Raw genomic sequence first — 16,157 nt, 5'->3', positions numbered from 1 at the left:
CCGTTAAGACATGCCTAATTTCTTTATCGATCGCCCTATATTTGCGTGGGTGATCGCCATCATCATCATGTTGGCAGGGGGGCTCGCGATCCTCAAATTGCCGGTAGCGCAATATCCGACGATTGCGCCACCAGCAGTGACGATCTCCGCAACCTACCCTGGCGCTGATGCGAAAACGGTACAGGATACCGTCACGCAGGTTATCGAACAGAATATGAACGGTATCGATAACCTGATGTATATGTCCTCCAACAGTGACTCCACGGGGACCGTGCAGATCACGCTGACCTTTGAATCCGGCACCGATGCGGACATCGCGCAGGTTCAGGTTCAGAACAAGTTGCAACTGGCAATGCCGTTACTTCCCCAGGAAGTACAGCAACAGGGCGTGAGCGTTGAGAAGTCCTCAAGTAGCTTCCTGATGGTAGTGGGCGTCATTAACACCGACGGCACCATGACCCAGGAGGATATTTCGGATTACGTTGCCGCCAATATGAAAGATCCGATCAGCCGTACTTCTGGGGTGGGCGACGTTCAGCTGTTTGGTTCGCAGTATGCGATGCGTATCTGGATGAATCCGACAGAGCTAACCAAATACCAACTGACGCCGGTCGACGTGATTAACGCGATCAAAGCGCAGAACGCCCAGGTCGCGGCAGGTCAGCTCGGTGGTACGCCGCCGGTAAAAGGCCAGCAGCTTAACGCATCGATTATTGCCCAAACGCGTCTGACCTCAACGGATGAGTTTGGCAAAATCCTGCTGAAGGTGAATCAGGATGGCTCTCAGGTTCGTCTGCGGGATGTAGCGAAAATTGAGCTTGGCGGCGAAAACTACGACGTCATCGCGAAATTTAACGGTCAGCCAGCGTCAGGTCTTGGCATCAAACTGGCTACCGGCGCCAACGCGCTGGATACCGCTACCGCTATTCGCGCCGAACTGAAAAAAATGGAACCGTTCTTCCCGCCAGGGATGAAAATCGTCTACCCGTATGACACCACGCCGTTCGTGAAGATCTCTATTCATGAAGTGGTAAAAACGCTGGTCGAAGCGATTATCCTCGTGTTCCTGGTGATGTACCTGTTCCTGCAGAACTTCCGCGCGACGTTGATTCCGACTATTGCGGTTCCGGTGGTGTTGTTGGGAACCTTTGCCGTGCTTGCGGCATTCGGTTTCTCGATAAACACGCTGACGATGTTCGGGATGGTGCTCGCCATCGGCTTGCTGGTGGATGACGCCATCGTGGTGGTCGAGAACGTCGAACGTGTTATGACGGAAGAAGGCCTTCCGCCGAAGGAAGCGACGCGCAAATCCATGGGCCAGATTCAGGGCGCATTGGTGGGTATCGCGATGGTACTGTCGGCGGTATTTATTCCGATGGCCTTCTTTGGCGGCTCAACCGGGGCAATTTATCGTCAGTTCTCTATCACCATCGTATCGGCGATGGCGCTGTCGGTGCTGGTCGCGCTGATCCTGACGCCCGCGCTGTGCGCGACGATGCTCAAACCCGTCGCCAAAGGCGATCATGGCGAAGGGAAAAAAGGCTTTTTCGGCTGGTTTAACCGCCTGTTTGATAAGAGCACGCATCACTACACCGATAGCGTAGGGAATATTCTGCGCAGCACCGGGCGTTATCTGCTGCTCTATCTCATTATCGTCGTCGGTATGGCTTATCTGTTCGTTCGTCTGCCAAGCTCTTTCTTGCCGGATGAAGACCAGGGCGTATTCCTGACAATGGTCCAGCTCCCCGCCGGCGCGACGCAAGAGCGCACGCAAAAAGTGCTGGATGAGGTCACGGATTACTATCTGAACAAAGAGAAAGCCAACGTTGAATCGGTATTCGCCGTCAACGGCTTCGGTTTTGCAGGGCGCGGTCAGAATACCGGTATTGCATTCGTGTCGTTGAAAGACTGGGCCGATCGTCCAGGCGAAAAAAACAAGGTTGAAGCGATTACCCAGCGGGCAACCGCAGCGTTTTCACAAATTAAAGATGCGATGGTCTTCGCCTTTAACCTGCCGGCGATTGTTGAACTGGGCACCGCAACCGGGTTTGACTTCGAGTTGATTGACCAGGCGGGACTTGGTCATGAAAAACTCACCCAGGCACGTAATCAGTTGTTCGGCGAGGTGGCGAAATATCCTGATCTGCTGGTCGGCGTTCGACCTAACGGTCTGGAAGATACGCCACAGTTTAAAATCGATATCGACCAGGAAAAAGCTCAGGCGCTGGGCGTGTCTATTAGCGACATTAATACCACGCTGGGCGCAGCATGGGGCGGCAGCTATGTAAACGACTTTATCGATCGCGGTCGTGTGAAGAAAGTTTACGTGATGTCCGAAGCGAAATACCGCATGTTGCCGGATGATATTAACGACTGGTACGTTCGTGGTAGCGATGGTCAGATGGTGCCGTTCTCCGCATTCTCCTCTTCCCGCTGGGAATATGGTTCGCCACGTCTGGAACGCTATAACGGTCTGCCTTCGATGGAAATTCTGGGTCAGGCGGCGCCAGGCAAGAGTACTGGTGAAGCGATGGCGATGATGGAGGAACTGGCCAGCAAGCTGCCGTCAGGCATTGGGTATGACTGGACCGGGATGTCCTACCAGGAACGGTTGTCCGGCAACCAGGCCCCTGCCCTGTATGCTATCTCGCTGATCGTCGTCTTCCTGTGTCTGGCGGCATTGTATGAGAGCTGGTCTATCCCGTTCTCCGTAATGCTGGTTGTTCCGCTTGGGGTTATCGGCGCGCTGCTGGCTGCGACCTTCCGCGGACTGACTAACGACGTTTACTTCCAGGTGGGCCTGCTCACAACCATTGGGTTGTCGGCGAAGAACGCGATACTTATCGTCGAATTCGCCAAAGACTTAATGGATAAAGAAGGGAAAGGTCTGGTAGAAGCGACGCTGGAGGCCGTCCGGATGCGTTTGCGCCCGATTCTGATGACCTCGTTAGCGTTCATGCTGGGGGTTATGCCGCTGGTTATCAGTTCCGGCGCGGGTTCCGGCGCGCAGAATGCGGTAGGTACTGGCGTACTGGGCGGGATGGTAACGGCAACCGTACTGGCTATTTTCTTCGTACCGGTCTTCTTCGTGGTGGTACGCCGCCGCTTTAGCCGTAAAAGCGAAGATATTGAGCATAGTCATTCGACAGAACATCGCTGATTTGCTCACTGTTGATAAGGCCGCGCAAGCGGCCTTTTTTACGCAAAAATCATAAAATACGCTTATTGTTAGATTGATTATTTTTTGCCATATTAATAAAAGGTATAATCCTTACTGCGTTAAAGGCTTTTCTTAGGAAAGTTGGCCATTTCTTAATTCAGCCATTAATTAAGAAATATTAAGAATATTCCTGGCTATTTTCTCCTGTCAGAGTCTATTGTTTTAGCCTGAAAAGCTAAAAAACGTTAACCCAATGATTACACAAACAATAAAACTGGTTCCTTTTTAGGCGACCGACGATCACTGTTAAAATTCGAAAAAGTATGGCAACACGCGGCTTTCACGCAATTGTAATTTTTCGTAATATGACGATGAAAAGTTTTTTAGAGTAGATTATAGTTAAATCATAAGGTGACGTGGGAAGTACCAGGTTAGTTAGTTGTATCCATCCCGAAGGTGTTCGGTTAGTTTAAGCCACTAAAAAGGGGATGCATTATGGACGAATACTCACCCAAAAGACATGATATAGCACAGCTTAAATTTCTTTGCGAAACCCTGTATCATGACTGTCTTGCAAACCTTGAAGAAAGCAACCATGGCTGGGTTAATGACCCGACCTCAGCAGTCAACCTGCAGCTCAATGAGCTGATAGAGCATATTGCAACTTTCGCGCTTAATTATAAAATTAAGTACAATGAAGACAATAAATTGATTGCGCAGATAGATGAATACCTGGACGACACCTTTATGTTGTTCAGCAGCTATGGTATTAATACGCAGGATTTGCAAAAATGGCGTAAATCGGGCAACCGCCTGTTCCGTTGTTTCGTCAACGCCACCAGGGCTAATCCTGTTAGTTTGTCTTGTTAAAAATTATTACAATCATAGGTAGAATTTATGTCTGATAAACCATTAACTAAAACTGATTATTTGATGCGTTTACGGCGCTGTCAGACAATTGACACTCTGGAGCGCGTCATTGAGAAAAATAAATATGAATTGTCCGACAATGAGCTGGCTGTATTTTACTCAGCTGCGGATCACCGTCTTGCAGAATTGACGATGAACAAACTCTACGACAAGATCCCCTCTTCAGTATGGAAATTCATTCGTTAATCACGCTACATTACTTTTTAGAGAACACGCAGGTGTTATCTGCCTCCTCGTTCAGGCTAATAACACAACGGGCTATTATAGAACAGTGATATAGATCACATACCAATAGCAGGGAACGTTCCCTCTAATACTTTATTATTGCTTCTATTGCGATAATATCCACCAAGGGGAGCGCGCGATGAGTGACGAAAAACAAAAAATGATCGCTGGGGCACTGTATTGCCCGACCGATGAAACTTTATGCCAGGATCGACTGCGGGCGCGTCAACTCATCCATCAATACAATTATACTACGCCTGATGAAATAAATAAGCGTCAGGCGATTTTACGCGACCTGTTGGGTCGATGCGAAGACGCCTATATTGAACCTTCCTTTCGTTGCGACTACGGCTATAATATTTTTCTTGGTCACTCCTTTTACGCTAACTTCGACTGCGTCATGCTTGATGTTTGCCCAATTCATATTGGCGATAATTGTATGCTCGCGCCAGGGGTACATATCTATACCGCCACGCACCCGCTGGACGCCGTCGAACGCAACAGCGGCAGAGAATTAGGTAAACCCGTCACTATCGGAAATAACGTCTGGATAGGCGGACGAGCCGTCGTTAATCCTGGCGTAACCATCGGCGATAACGTCGTCGTCGCTTCAGGCGCTGTGGTGACAAAAAACGTACCGCCAGACGTCGTGGTAGGTGGAAACCCGGCGCGAATCATTAAAAAATTGTAGTTAAAATGATAACTGTTATGCTAATTCGTGGTTAATCTGTTACTTTTTTCACGTTACACCTCCCTTTAAAATGGGCCGGTATTACCCCCTATGTCGCAGAAATCATGAAGGCAAAAGATGACAGAGATACAGCGCCTGCTTAGCGAAACTATTGATGACTTAAACGTCCGTGAAAAACGCGATAACAGGCCGCGTTTTAGTATCAGTTTTATCCGCAAGCATCCTGGGTTATTTATCGCGATGTATGCAGCCTGGTTTGCGACGCTGGCGGTCATGCTGCAATCAGAAACGCTGGTGGGGTCAGTGTGGCTGTTAGTGGTGTTATTTATCGCATTTAATGGCTTCTTCTTTTTCGACATCGCCCCGCGTTATCACTATAACGACATTGATGTGCTGGACCTCCGGGTCTGTTACAACGGCGAATGGTACAACACCCGCTTTGTTCCCCCCACGCTCATTGAGACGATTCTTCAGTCTCCACAGGTGGATAATGAACATAAAGTCCAGCTGCAAAAAATGGTTGCCCGTAAGGGCGAACTTTCCTTCTACGATATTTTTACGCTGGCCCGCGCAGAAGCCAGCCGGTAATAAAAAAGTGCGCACCCTCCCTGGTACGCACTGCTTTCCCTGAACCGTTGGTTTTTTAACGTCTTTTTTTACGCCCCTGAACCGCCTTAAAACGCGGATTTGTTTTACAAATCACGTATAAGCGTCCTTTGCGTTTGACTATCTGGCAATCCGGATGCCGTTGTTTTGCATTGCGAAGTGAGTTTAACACCTGCATTTCATTTACCCCTTTTAGCGCCGATAAAATGACCAAAACGTTTCTGGAAGCGTGCGGCGCTACTTTCGCTATCAAACGTTTTCTGTCTACCGGTATAAAAAGGATGCGATTTTGATGACACATCAATAGTGACATACGGATATGTCACGCCGTCCAGTTCGATTTCACGTTCAGTTTTGATAGTTGATCCCACTTTCACATATTCATTTGCGCTGGTGTCGTGAAATACGACGGTGCGGTATACAGGATGAATATCAGGTTTCATTGCGCCCTCCCAATTATGTTATAACATAACAATAAAATACGCTATCAACGCTCCTTTTTCAACCGGTAAACATTCACGATCTCTTCCTGGCGGCAAAAGCAACGTGGCGTAACGCGTTAGTCTGGCCCCTGTATCTGTAAAATCGATAAAATAGCTTTATCATTCAAGGGCGCGATTTACGATCGGATATACTTTCTCTACGCTGTGTTTATAAGGACATCACTGTGACAACACGACATCTGGTCAGCCTGGTAACGGGAGTGCTTATCCTGTCTGTCCTTTTCCCGATAGGATTGAGCCTGTGGCTGGCGCACCGTCAAGTTGAAAAAAGGTTTAACGAAGAGCTGGATATCTTCTCGTCCCGGGTGGCGCTACGTACAGAAAGGGTCAGTGACCAGGCAAAAGCCGCGTTAACGCATATTGCCTCCTTTAAAGGCGAGCCCTGCAGCAGCGCCCATTTACTCGCCATGCGCCGCGTGTCTTATAGCTTTCGGTATGTCCAGGAAGTTCTGTATCTTAAAAATTCGATTCCCGTTTGCTCCTCACTTGAAAAAGAGAGCCATATTCCCGCTTTCCCTCCACCCATGAAAATCACTCGCGACGGTTATCGCGCCTGGTTTACGGCGCAAAACGATCTGGGTATAAAACGCTATATGGCGGCACTCGGGAGCGACAGCTATATCGTGATGATCGACCCGGCGTCCTTTATCGATGTGATTCCGTTTGGCGCATGGCCGATTGACGTCGCTATTATTGGCCGGGAACGCAATACTGTGGTTGCCAGCAGCGGTAACCTTGACCCCGCTATTCTTCCGCTCATTCACCATGAGACGCCCCTGCGGCTGGAAAACCGAGGCATTCAGTATGCTATCCACCCCTTTCCGGAAATGGGCATAACTATCGTAAGCTGGGCACCGACCGCTCCGCTGGAAAGGAGCTGGTATCGACAGGCGTTTATCTGGCTACCGGCGGGCATCGTAACGGGTCTGCTGGCCGCGGCCTTTATTCTGCGTATTTTGCGTCGGCTACAGTCGCCCCGCCACCGTCTCCAGGATGCGATAGACAATCGCGAAATTAACGTACACTATCAGCCTATTGTCTCCCTGAGCAGCGGAAAAATTGTCGGTGCCGAAGCTTTAGCTCGCTGGCAACAGGCGGACGGCACCTTCCTTTCGCCGGAAATTTTTATCGCACTGGCTGAACAAACCGGGCTCACGGAGCCGCTAACCCGGCTAATCATCGAAACCGTTTTTGAAGACATGGGGAGTTGGTTAAAGTCCCATCCCGAACAACATATTTCAATCAATCTTGAGGCATCCGATCTGGCGTCGGAAACGTTGCCGACGCTGTTAAGCACGCTGCTGAACCGTAGCCAAATTTCTCCGTCGCAAATCGCGCTTGAATTAACAGAACGCGAGTTCGCCGATCCGAAAACCAGCGCGCCAATTGTCGCCAGATACCGTAACGTGGGACATTCAATTTATATTGATGACTTTGGCACCGGCTATTCCAGCCTCAGCTACTTACAAAATCTGGATGTAGATGTCCTTAAAATTGATAAATCTTTTGTCGATGCGCTGGAATATAAAAACGTCACGCCGCATATTATTGAAATGGCGAAAACGCTCAAACTTAAGATGGTCGCAGAAGGCATCGAAACGATCAGGCAAGAACAGTGGCTACGCCAGCATGGCGTACATTATGGTCAGGGCTGGTTATACAGTAAACCCCTACCCGCTACGGCATTTATTCTTTGGGCGGAACAGCGGCTATAACGTCGCACAGCAGAAAAGAACAGTATGGAGAGGCACAAATGGGTGGGGGCCCTGCCAGCTACATCCCGGCACACGCGTCATCTGCCTTGGCTGCTTCCTTCCGGACCTGACCTGGTAAACAGAGTAGCGTTGCGGGAGAACCAACAGAGCCCCCATTGAGAGCGTTGTGAACCAACGCGCAGGCGCATTATCACTGCTATATCGTGCAATTGCAACCCATCAGGCATCGGATGCTGGTTTCTTGCGCATCCGGGCTTTCCTCCCCCCTTATTCCAGATTATCCTGAAGCATTAACGCAGGATTCTATTATGGATATTCAGGACACATTTCCTCAACGCGTCTGGCAAATCGTCGCCTCGATCCCGGAAGGATTTGTCACGACCTACGGTGATGTCGCCCGGCTTGCCGGTTCGCCTCGGGCGGCGCGTCAGGTCGGCGGAGTTTTAAAACGTCTGCCGGAAGGCAGCACTTTACCATGGCATCGGGTGGTGAACCGCCACGGCGCAATATCACTTACCGGGCCGGATCTACAGCGGCAACGTCAGGCATTACTGGCGGAAGGCGTGGTGGTGTCGGGAAGCGGACAAATCGATTTACAACGCTATCGCTGGGTGTATTAACCCTCTCCGTAACGGAGAGGGTTGGCGCAGGATTAATACTGGGTAGGCGCAGGAACGGCAGAAGACGGATTGACCTGGGTCGGTGAGGTCGATGGAACCGTCGTCGTCGCACCGCCGCTGGCCTGCACAGGCACCGCCGTTTGCTGTACCGGTACCAGCGTCAGATCCGCTTTAGTGCCGCCATTGTTAATCACCGGTTTCACGCTATCGGTAATAAATACCAGCTTATTGTCAACGGTGATGGCCGCGCTCAGGAGAATACGCGCGTTAGGTTGAATATCTGATGGGTTAAACGGCAACACAAAACTGAAAGGCGCCTGTTTACCTTCGGTACGTACCGCTTTTTGCGACAGCACCTTAGACGGCGCATCAGCCAGCGAAGCATCTGAAAGCGTCACGGTCAGCACCGCATCTGGCGGCAGAGCGACCTTCTGGCGGATCCAGACGGTACCGGAAACATTGGGTTGCTGAATAGTAGACTGGTTAGCTGTAATCGACATGTTAGGGTTTGGCGCAGGCGTCTGGATATCAGCGCTTTTATCAGCGCAGGCCGCCAGAGATATCGCAACCGCTAAACCACTTACGATGTGCACGAGTTTCATTCAATTCTCCTTATCATCAATGCACCAGCAGGCCTTTCCCCCCGCCGGAAGAGTGGTTAACAGAAACATAACGTGATTAAGTGTGGCACATGTCACTCATTTTTGCCTGGAATTGGTCTGTTATTCAGACTTTTGTACCCATCGGACCACTTGCAAAATTGCGTTATACTCTGCCCTACCTCGCTTCGGCATCGTTGTCACCTGGAGAGTATGTATGAGTCAGACACTGAATAATTTGCTGACATTATTGAATCTGGAAAAAATTGAAGAAGGACTCTTTCGGGGCCAAAGTGAAGACTTAGGGCTGCGCCAGGTATTTGGCGGTCAGGTGGTGGGCCAGGCGCTCTATGCCGCCAAAGAAACGGTGCCGGAAGCGCGACTGGTACATTCATTCCACAGTTATTTTCTGCGGCCAGGCGATAGCCAAAAACCCATTATCTATGACGTAGAAGTGCTGCGCGATGGGAATAGCTTCAGCGCCCGCCGCGTTGCCGCTATTCAGAACGGGAAACCCATCTTTTACATGACCGCCTCATTCCAGGCGCCGGAACCGGGTTTTGAACATCAAAAAACCATGCCGACAGCAGTCGGGCCGGAAGGACTACCGTCAGAAACGGAAATCGCGCAATCGCTGGCGCATTTACTGCCGCCGATTCTGAAAGAAAAGTTTCTCTGCGATCGCCCGCTGGAAATTCGTCCCGTCGAATTTCACAATCCGTTGAAAGGTCACGTCGCCGCGCCTGTGCGTCAGGTATGGATTCGCGCCAACGGCACCGTTCCGGATGACATTCGCGTCCATCAATATTTACTGGGATACGCCTCGGATCTGAATTTCCTTCCCGTCGCGCTTCAGCCTCACGGCATCGGTTTTCTGGAAAAGGGCATTCAGATCGCCACTATCGATCACTCTATGTGGTTCCATCGCCCGTTCAATTTTAATGAATGGCTACTTTATAGCGTGGAGAGCACTTCCGCCTCCAGCGCCCGGGGCTTTGTTCGCGGCGAGTTTTATACTCAGGATGGCGCGCTGGTCGCTTCAACCGTGCAGGAAGGGGTAATGCGTAATCACAATTAAAAAACATGCCGCTATGCGGCGTTAATGGCCTGATGACGCTGCGCTTATCCGGCCTACGGTAAACTGGATAAGCGCAGCGCCATCAGGCATGTTGCGCAATCACGCGTTATACGCATTCTCGCCGTGACTGTTCACATCCAGCCCCTCGCGCTCCTGCTCTTCCGGTACACGCAGTCCAACAAGGATATCCGCCAGTTTGTAACCAACAAACGCGACAACGCCGGACCAGACGACCGTAATAGCAATACTTTCCAGCTGTACCATCACCTGATGTCCCATCGTAACGCCGTCGACAAAGCCAACGCCGCCCAGCGAACTGGCGGCAAAAACGCCGGTCAGGATACAGCCGACTATTCCGCAAACGCCGTGAACGCCAAATACGTCGCACGGATCATCTACCCGTAGCAGACGTTTAAGCATGGTGACTCCCCACAATCCCGCCAGACCCGCAATAACGCCGATAACCAGCGCGCCGCCAACGCCAACATAGCCACAGGCTGGCGTCACGCCGACCAGACCGGCAATCGCGCCGGAACAGGCTCCCAGCAGGGAAGGCTTACCGCGTAGCGTCCACTCGCCGATAATCCACCCCAGAATCGCGGCGGCGGTCGCCACCACGGTGTTCACAAAGGCCAGCGCTGCTATCTCGTTTGCGCTACCAGCAGAACCCGCGTTAAATCCAAACCAGCCGATATACAGAATCGCAGTACCGGTAAAGACCATCGGCAGGTTATGGGGTTTAAATGCTTCTTTCCCAAAGCCGACGCGTTTGCCAATTAAATAAGCCCCTACCAGCCCGGCGATAGCGGCGTTAATATGCACCACCGTACCACCGGCAAAATCCAGCGCGCCGTGAGCAGCCAGCAGGCCGCCGCCCCACACCATGTGCGCAATCGGAATATAAGAGAGCGTGAACCACACCACGACAAAAATCAGTACCGCCGAAAAACGAATACGCTCCGCCAGCGCGCCGACAATCAGCCCGACGGTAATACAGGCGAAAGATCCCTGAAACGCGACATGAATATACTGATAAATCGTACCCGTTACCGCCGTCAACGCGATATTCTTCAACATCGCCCCATCGGCATTACCGAAGAAATGATTCCCTTCGCCAAAAGCCAGCGAATAGCCGTACACCACCCATAAAATACAGACCAGCGCAAAGGTGACGGTCACTTGCGTTAACATTGACAGCACGTTCTTGGCGCGAATTAATCCGCCGTAAAACAGCGCGATACCCGGTATCGTCATGAACAGCACCAGCGCGGTGCAAATCATCATAAAAGCACTATCCGCTTTATCGGCAACCGCCGGCGCGGCTATCGTTAGCCCAGGCAGCAGCGCCAGTGAAGCCAGTGTGGTTTTTATCATCGCTATCTTCATTTTTTCATTTCCTGTTGCTGTGTGGCGGGTCTTACAGCGCTGCTTCGTCAGCTTCGCCGGTACGAATCCGAATAACGCGCATGAGCTCCGCGACGAAAATTTTGCCGTCGCCAATTTTTCCGGTGTAAGCCGCTTTACTGATGATATCGATCACCTCTTCCAGTTGGTCGTCGGCGATAGCCACATCAATTTTGACCTTCGGCAGGAAATTCACGCTGTACTCCGCGCCGCGATACAGTTCGGCGTGTCCTTTCTGACGGCCAAACCCTTTCACTTCGGTGACGGTCAGTCCCTGAATGCCAATGGAAGAAAGCGCCTCCCGCACGTCCTCCAGCTTGAACGGTTTGATAATCACGGTAACCAGCTTCATAGAACCCTCCAGTCAGAATTAGGTAACGGCTGCCGCCGCGCATGGACTCTTCAGGATGGATATTGCAAAGGATGTGCCAGAAGCTGGCGAGCGAGGAAAAGCGCGGTTAGCGGCGCGTCTTTATATTGACGCGCCCCAAAATCGAAGCAGGGAAAGAAAAACGCACCACAACGGTGCATAATGGGCGAGGCTTTGCCCTGTGGCGCAAAACCTTATGCCGCAGGGCCGGGTTCTTCGTGTACGCTGGCGGCTAACTCCTCGCCAACTAACTGTAATTGATACATTTGCCAGTAGCGCCCTTGCGACGCCAGCAATTGTTGATGCGTCCCGCGCTCCACCGCCTGGCCGCGATGGAGAACCAGAATGGTATCTGCCTCCACGATTGTCGATAGCCGATGGGCAATAACCACCAACGTGGTGCGCTCGCGAATCGCCGCCAGCGCCTGCTGTATCGCCTGTTCAGTGCCGGAATCGATGCTGGCCGTCGCCTCATCAAGAATTAATATTTGCGGGGCGTCAACCAGCACGCGCGCCAGCGCCAATAGCTGTTTTTGCCCGACGGACAGCGTATTTCCCTGCTCGCCGAGATGCGTATGCAGCCCGTCGCTCAGGCCGCGCGCCAGATCTGCCAGTTGTACCGTTTCCAGCGCCTGCCACACCTGCGCCTCGGAGACATCGCGCCCCAGCGTCACATTAGCCAGAAAGGTATCCGCAATCACTACCGGGTCCTGTTGAACCATCGCCACGCCCTGGCGTAAAACGCGATGATTAAGAGAGGAGATCTCTCGCCCATCCAGCCGAATTTCGCCTTGTGTCAGGGGGTAATACCCCATTAATAAGCTGGCGAGCGTGCTCTTCCCGCTGCCGGTGTGCCCCACCAGCGCCACAAAGCTACGGGACGGTACTGAGAGCGTAATGTCCTGTAAAACAAGATTATCGTCGCGGTAAGCAAACGACAGATGATCAATATCAATCGCCCCGCTTTGTAACGGCCTGTCGTCGCTGCCATAGCGCTGGCGCGGGCGATCCATCAGTTCAAAAACACGTTCTCCCGCCACAACCGCCTGCTGTAGCATGGATTGCTGGGTGGTCAGTTCAATGAGCGGCTCGTTCAGACGTGACAAATAGCTAATGAACGCATACAGCACTCCGACCTCAATCGTGCCGGCAGACGTAAAGCTGAAAAGCATCAACAAACCGCATAAAATGAGCGCGGAAAAGAGGCTAAGCAGCGGACGCAATAAAAAGCCGTCCAAGCGCAGCGTCTGCATCCGCGCCATGTAGTGCGAGCGGCTGGCCTCGCCCATGCGTTCGCCGAAGCGCGCCTGCTGGCGAAACTGCTGGATTACGCTCATCCCGTTGATGATTTCGTTAAAGCCGTCGTTAATATCCGCCAGGTATGCCCGCACGCGGCGTACAATCGGCGTGCTGTAGCGCTGATAAATGATCATCACGGTCAATACCGCCGGAAAAATCAAAATCGCCACCAGCGCCATCCGCCAGTCAAGGCTGAACATAGCGACCAGCATGGCGCCGATCAACGCCGCGCTACGTAATACCGTTGCGACGACCGTGACGTACAGATCGCGGATGACTTCCGTATCGTTGGTCACACGTGAAATTAATTGTCCGACAGGCTGCGTGTCGAAGGCGCTTAGCGGCTGACGCAAGGCGGCATCCATGACGTCCGTGCGCAAGGACTGAACCACGCCAACGGCCGCCCGGTTAAATAATAAAGACTGGGCGTAATGGAGACCCGCCGCCAGAAACTGTAGCCCCACATAGGCGGCCGCCAGCCCCGCGACCTTGCCCAACGGTAAATGGTGGCGGGCCACCATGTTATCAATGAAATAGCTGATCAGCAGCGGACCGCTAACCTCCGCCGCTGCCGCAATCCACAGCATCATCACCGCGACAGAGAGCGGTTTTCGCCATGGCGAGCCATACGCCAGCAACCGTTTCAGCGTCGGCCATAGCTGTCCAAAACTACGCATTCGCCGCCTCCTCGCCGCGTTCTGGCGCGTCATCCAGAGCGGCCTCCAGTTGCTGATAGCGATACATATCGCGATACCAGCCAATCTGCTGCGCCAGTTGATCGTGATCGCCGCGCTGAACAACATGACCATGTTGCATAACGATAATTTCATTGGCGTCGGTCAGCGCGGATAAACGATGCGCGCTGATGATGACCGTACGCCCTTCGCCCCACTGGCGCAAATTATGCAAAATCTGATGCTCCGTGCGACCATCTACTGCTGAGAGCGCATCATCAAGAAGCAGAATTTCCGCATTCAACAGCAGCGCTCTGGCAATCGAGATACGCTGTTTTTGCCCTCCCGATAACATGACGCCACGTTCACCTACCTGCGTGTCGTAGCCCTGAGGCAAGCGGAGAATATCCTCATGTACGCTGGCTAAACGCGCCACCTGTTCAATCTCCTCCTGAGTCGCCTCCGGGCGTCCGAGCGCAATATTATTGGCAATAGAGTCCGAGAACAAAAACGGCGTCTGGCTGACGACCGCCAGTCGGCTACGCCAGCTATCCAGTTGCAGATGCGTCAACGGCATGTCATGGAATCGGATCTCTCCCTGCGTCACATCAAAATGGCGCTGGATAAGCGACAAGATTGTGCTTTTCCCCGCGCCGGTCGGACCGCATATCCCCAGCATCTGACCCGGTTTAAGACGAAAGTTCACATTCTCCAGCGCCGGATGCGTCGTTTGCGGATAGCAAAACTCACGAATGGCCGCCGTCAGTTCGCCGCGCCCCGCCGGGACCGGCTCTTCGCCATCCTTAACTACCGGCGCTTCCGCCAGCATGGCGCGGATGCGGCTGTATGCGGCGCTACCCCGCTCCACGATATTAAACATCCAGGCCAGCGCCAGCATCGGCCAAATCATCAACCCCAGATACATCATAAAGCTGGTGAGTTCGCCCAGCGTCAGGCTGCCGTTAACCACCATCCAGCTTCCGCCGCTAATCGCGAGCAGGTTCGCCATGCCAATGGCGATGTAAATGGTTGGATCAAAACGCGCGTCAATACGCGCCACGCGCATATTTTTCTTGCCGGTATCTTCGGCATCCGCCGCAAACAGCGAAGACTGGCGGTCCTCCAGACCAAACGCTTTGATCATGCGGATGCTGGTCAGACTCTCCTGCGTGCGGTCGTTCAGGCTGGAGAAGGCGGCCTGCGCCAGTTTGAAATAGTCATGCAGCCGATCGCCGTAACGTTTGATCATCAGCGCCATAATCGGCATCGGCAACAGCGCTAATAGCGTTAGCTGCCAGCTAATTTGCGTCGACATGACAATCAGTACCGCACAGCCCATTACCAGCGAGTCAACCAGCGTCAGAACGCCCTCGCCCGCCGCAAATACGACGCGATCCACATCATTCGTCGCACGCGCGATAAGATCGCCCGTCCGATGGCGCTGATAAAATTCAGGATGCTGACGACTCAGCTGGCGATAATAATCTTCACGCAGTTCGACGGCTAATTGATAAGAAGCGCCAAATAGCAGCACGCGCCAGACATAGCGCAACAAATAGACCACTACGGCGATCAGGGCAATGGTGCCAATCCACATCGCTATTCGGCCTGGAGTAAACTGCTGTGCGGTTACGCCATCCACGACAATCCCCACCACTTTGGGCGGGATCAGCTGAAGCATCGCAATAAGCATAAGCAGGGCCACCGCGCCAAGATAGCGACGCCATTCCCGGCGAAAGTACCAGCTTAATTGAGCAAATAATCGCACGCGTTATTTCCTGATATGATTTCCGGCAATACCGGGAGAATTATTCAATGGGCAGAGAGGTGGTGTACTTAATCTGTTCCATCGCAAAACTGGAGGTGACGTCTGACAGTCCTGGGACGCTATTGACCAGACGTTTATAGAAGTCGTCATACCGCTTCATGTCGGCCACCTGAACTCGCATCAGATAGTCGTATTCCCCCGCCATCCGCCAGAAGCCAAGCACTTCCGGCATCTCAGAGACGACGGTCACGAACCGACAGTACCATTCACTGCTGTGGTGCTGCGTTTTTATCAACACAAAAGCGGTTAATCCCAGACCCAGTTTTTCCGGGTCCAGCAGCGCGACCCTGCCAAGCAGGATACCGTCATCTTCCAGGCGTTTAAGCCGCTTCCAGCAAGGCGTTGTCGTCAGATTAACGGCATCCGCCAGCGCCTGCAAAGAGAGGGTACAATCCTGCTGCAATAAGCAAAGCAGCTTACGGTCAATTTTATCTAACATACCCACTCCATAGAGA

General features: G+C 52.3%; 16 protein-coding genes and 1 other RNA gene. 8 read left to right on the top strand and 9 right to left on the bottom strand.

Translation table 11 applies throughout. The features are described from left to right. The first annotated feature begins 10 nt into the window (after positions 1-10). The 5 genes from acrB (at position 11) to NBA72_RS06505 (ending at position 5,594) form a co-directional block, all read left to right on the top strand. Complete coding sequence (acrB, locus tag NBA72_RS06525) at positions 11-3,160, top strand: efflux RND transporter permease AcrB (RefSeq protein WP_001132508.1); 3,150 nt, start codon at positions 11-13, stop codon at positions 3,158-3,160. Between the two features lie 495 nt (positions 3,161-3,655). Beyond that, on the top strand, positions 3,656-4,030 hold the full coding sequence (tomB, locus tag NBA72_RS06520) for an Hha toxicity modulator TomB (RefSeq protein WP_000344807.1): 375 nt from the start codon (positions 3,656-3,658) through the stop codon (positions 4,028-4,030). A gap of 27 nt (positions 4,031-4,057) precedes the next feature. After that, positions 4,058-4,276 carry an HHA domain-containing protein gene (locus NBA72_RS06515; RefSeq protein ID WP_001280991.1) on the top strand — a complete coding sequence of 73 codons (219 nt, stop codon included), beginning with the start codon at positions 4,058-4,060 and terminating at the stop codon, positions 4,274-4,276. A gap of 178 nt (positions 4,277-4,454) precedes the next feature. Then, on the top strand, positions 4,455-5,006 hold the full coding sequence (maa, locus tag NBA72_RS06510) for a maltose O-acetyltransferase (protein ID WP_001278793.1): 552 nt from the start codon (positions 4,455-4,457) through the stop codon (positions 5,004-5,006). 117 nt (positions 5,007-5,123) lie between these two features. Continuing rightward, positions 5,124-5,594 (top strand): YlaC family protein, encoded by a 471-nt coding sequence (locus tag NBA72_RS06505; protein ID WP_000136183.1) that lies wholly within the window; start codon positions 5,124-5,126, stop codon positions 5,592-5,594. A 55-nt stretch (positions 5,595-5,649) separates the two neighbouring features. Here the strand turns inward: NBA72_RS06505 and ykgO are convergent, their stop codons facing one another. Together ykgO and NBA72_RS06495 are read right to left on the bottom strand one after the other, a co-directional pair. Then, positions 5,650-5,790 (bottom strand): type B 50S ribosomal protein L36, encoded by a 141-nt coding sequence (gene ykgO, locus NBA72_RS06500; protein WP_001197749.1) that lies wholly within the window; start codon positions 5,788-5,790, stop codon positions 5,650-5,652. A gap of 1 nt (position 5,791) precedes the next feature. After that, complete coding sequence (locus NBA72_RS06495; RefSeq protein ID WP_000801416.1) at positions 5,792-6,055, bottom strand: type B 50S ribosomal protein L31; 264 nt, start codon at positions 6,053-6,055, stop codon at positions 5,792-5,794. 224 nt (positions 6,056-6,279) lie between these two features. On the opposite strand from NBA72_RS06495, the gene NBA72_RS06490 reads away from it, so the two are divergent. After that, entirely contained in the window at positions 6,280-7,830 is a 1,551-nt protein-coding gene (locus NBA72_RS06490; RefSeq protein WP_042948126.1) for an EAL domain-containing protein, read from the top strand. Between the two features lie 49 nt (positions 7,831-7,879). Here NBA72_RS06490 and ffs read toward each other — a convergent pair. Then, an RNA gene (ffs, locus tag NBA72_RS06485) (signal recognition particle sRNA small type) lies at positions 7,880-7,976 on the bottom strand. Positions 7,977-8,060: 84 nt separating this feature from the next. Between ffs and NBA72_RS06480 the strand changes: the two genes are divergently transcribed. Beyond that, positions 8,061-8,450 carry an MGMT family protein gene (locus tag NBA72_RS06480; RefSeq protein WP_000961285.1) on the top strand — a complete coding sequence of 130 codons (390 nt, stop codon included), beginning with the start codon at positions 8,061-8,063 and terminating at the stop codon, positions 8,448-8,450. Between the two features lie 32 nt (positions 8,451-8,482). Here NBA72_RS06480 and NBA72_RS06475 read toward each other — a convergent pair whose 3' ends face one another. After that, on the bottom strand, positions 8,483-9,052 hold the full coding sequence (locus tag NBA72_RS06475) for a YbaY family lipoprotein (protein WP_000779802.1): 570 nt from the start codon (positions 9,050-9,052) through the stop codon (positions 8,483-8,485). 214 nt (positions 9,053-9,266) lie between these two features. On the opposite strand from NBA72_RS06475, the gene tesB reads away from it, so the two are divergent. Then, positions 9,267-10,127, top strand: a complete 861-nt coding sequence (tesB, locus tag NBA72_RS06470; protein WP_000084176.1) for an acyl-CoA thioesterase II — start codon at positions 9,267-9,269, stop codon at positions 10,125-10,127. Between the two features lie 99 nt (positions 10,128-10,226). Here tesB and amtB read toward each other — a convergent pair whose 3' ends face one another. From amtB to decR, 5 genes are all read right to left on the bottom strand, one after another. Further along, entirely contained in the window at positions 10,227-11,513 is a 1,287-nt protein-coding gene (gene amtB / locus NBA72_RS06465) for an ammonium transporter AmtB (protein WP_000684912.1), read from the bottom strand. Positions 11,514-11,544: 31 nt separating this feature from the next. Next, a complete protein-coding gene (gene glnK / locus NBA72_RS06460; RefSeq protein WP_000780341.1) occupies positions 11,545-11,883 on the bottom strand; it encodes a P-II family nitrogen regulator in 339 nt (112 codons plus the stop codon). A 212-nt stretch (positions 11,884-12,095) separates the two neighbouring features. After that, positions 12,096-13,877, bottom strand: coding sequence for a SmdB family multidrug efflux ABC transporter permease/ATP-binding protein (locus NBA72_RS06455; protein WP_042948127.1), 1,782 nt, complete (start codon positions 13,875-13,877; stop codon positions 12,096-12,098). Continuing rightward, the gene (locus NBA72_RS06450; RefSeq protein ID WP_001235571.1) at positions 13,870-15,642 is read right to left on the bottom strand and encodes a SmdA family multidrug ABC transporter permease/ATP-binding protein; all 1,773 of its coding nucleotides are present in this window, start codon (positions 15,640-15,642) and stop codon (positions 13,870-13,872) included. Before NBA72_RS06450 ends, NBA72_RS06455 begins: the two co-directional genes overlap by 8 nt. A 40-nt stretch (positions 15,643-15,682) precedes the next feature. After that, entirely contained in the window at positions 15,683-16,141 is a 459-nt protein-coding gene (gene decR, locus NBA72_RS06445) for a DNA-binding transcriptional regulator DecR (RefSeq protein ID WP_000884593.1), read from the bottom strand. Between the last annotated feature and the right edge of the window lie 16 nt (positions 16,142-16,157).

This window comes from Salmonella sp. NW1250, from assembly GCF_051812965.1.
GTDB lineage: Bacteria > Pseudomonadota > Gammaproteobacteria > Enterobacterales > Enterobacteriaceae > Salmonella > Salmonella enterica.
The sequence above is the reverse complement of the archived record's forward strand: the minus strand, read 5'-3'. Positions and strand labels throughout refer to the sequence as shown.

Excerpts from the sequence above, each read along its gene's own strand:
- acrB (WP_001132508.1), top strand. The coding sequence starts at position 11 with ATGCCTAATTTCTTTATCGATCGCCCTATATTTGCGTGGGTGATCGCC.
- tomB (WP_000344807.1), top strand. The coding sequence starts at position 3,656 with ATGGACGAATACTCACCCAAAAGACATGATATAGCACAGCTTAAATTT.
- NBA72_RS06515 (WP_001280991.1), top strand. The coding sequence starts at position 4,058 with ATGTCTGATAAACCATTAACTAAAACTGATTATTTGATGCGTTTACGG.
- maa (WP_001278793.1), top strand. The coding sequence starts at position 4,455 with ATGAGTGACGAAAAACAAAAAATGATCGCTGGGGCACTGTATTGCCCG.
- NBA72_RS06505 (WP_000136183.1), top strand. The coding sequence starts at position 5,124 with ATGACAGAGATACAGCGCCTGCTTAGCGAAACTATTGATGACTTAAAC.
- ykgO (WP_001197749.1), bottom strand. The coding sequence starts at position 5,790 with ATGCAGGTGTTAAACTCACTTCGCAATGCAAAACAACGGCATCCGGAT.
- NBA72_RS06495 (WP_000801416.1), bottom strand. The coding sequence starts at position 6,055 with ATGAAACCTGATATTCATCCTGTATACCGCACCGTCGTATTTCACGAC.
- NBA72_RS06480 (WP_000961285.1), top strand. The coding sequence starts at position 8,061 with ATGCTGGTTTCTTGCGCATCCGGGCTTTCCTCCCCCCTTATTCCAGAT.
- NBA72_RS06475 (WP_000779802.1), bottom strand. The coding sequence starts at position 9,052 with ATGAAACTCGTGCACATCGTAAGTGGTTTAGCGGTTGCGATATCTCTG.
- tesB (WP_000084176.1), top strand. The coding sequence starts at position 9,267 with ATGAGTCAGACACTGAATAATTTGCTGACATTATTGAATCTGGAAAAA.
- amtB (WP_000684912.1), bottom strand. The coding sequence starts at position 11,513 with ATGAAGATAGCGATGATAAAAACCACACTGGCTTCACTGGCGCTGCTG.
- glnK (WP_000780341.1), bottom strand. The coding sequence starts at position 11,883 with ATGAAGCTGGTTACCGTGATTATCAAACCGTTCAAGCTGGAGGACGTG.
- NBA72_RS06455 (WP_042948127.1), bottom strand. The coding sequence starts at position 13,877 with ATGCGTAGTTTTGGACAGCTATGGCCGACGCTGAAACGGTTGCTGGCG.
- decR (WP_000884593.1), bottom strand. The coding sequence starts at position 16,141 with ATGTTAGATAAAATTGACCGTAAGCTGCTTTGCTTATTGCAGCAGGAT.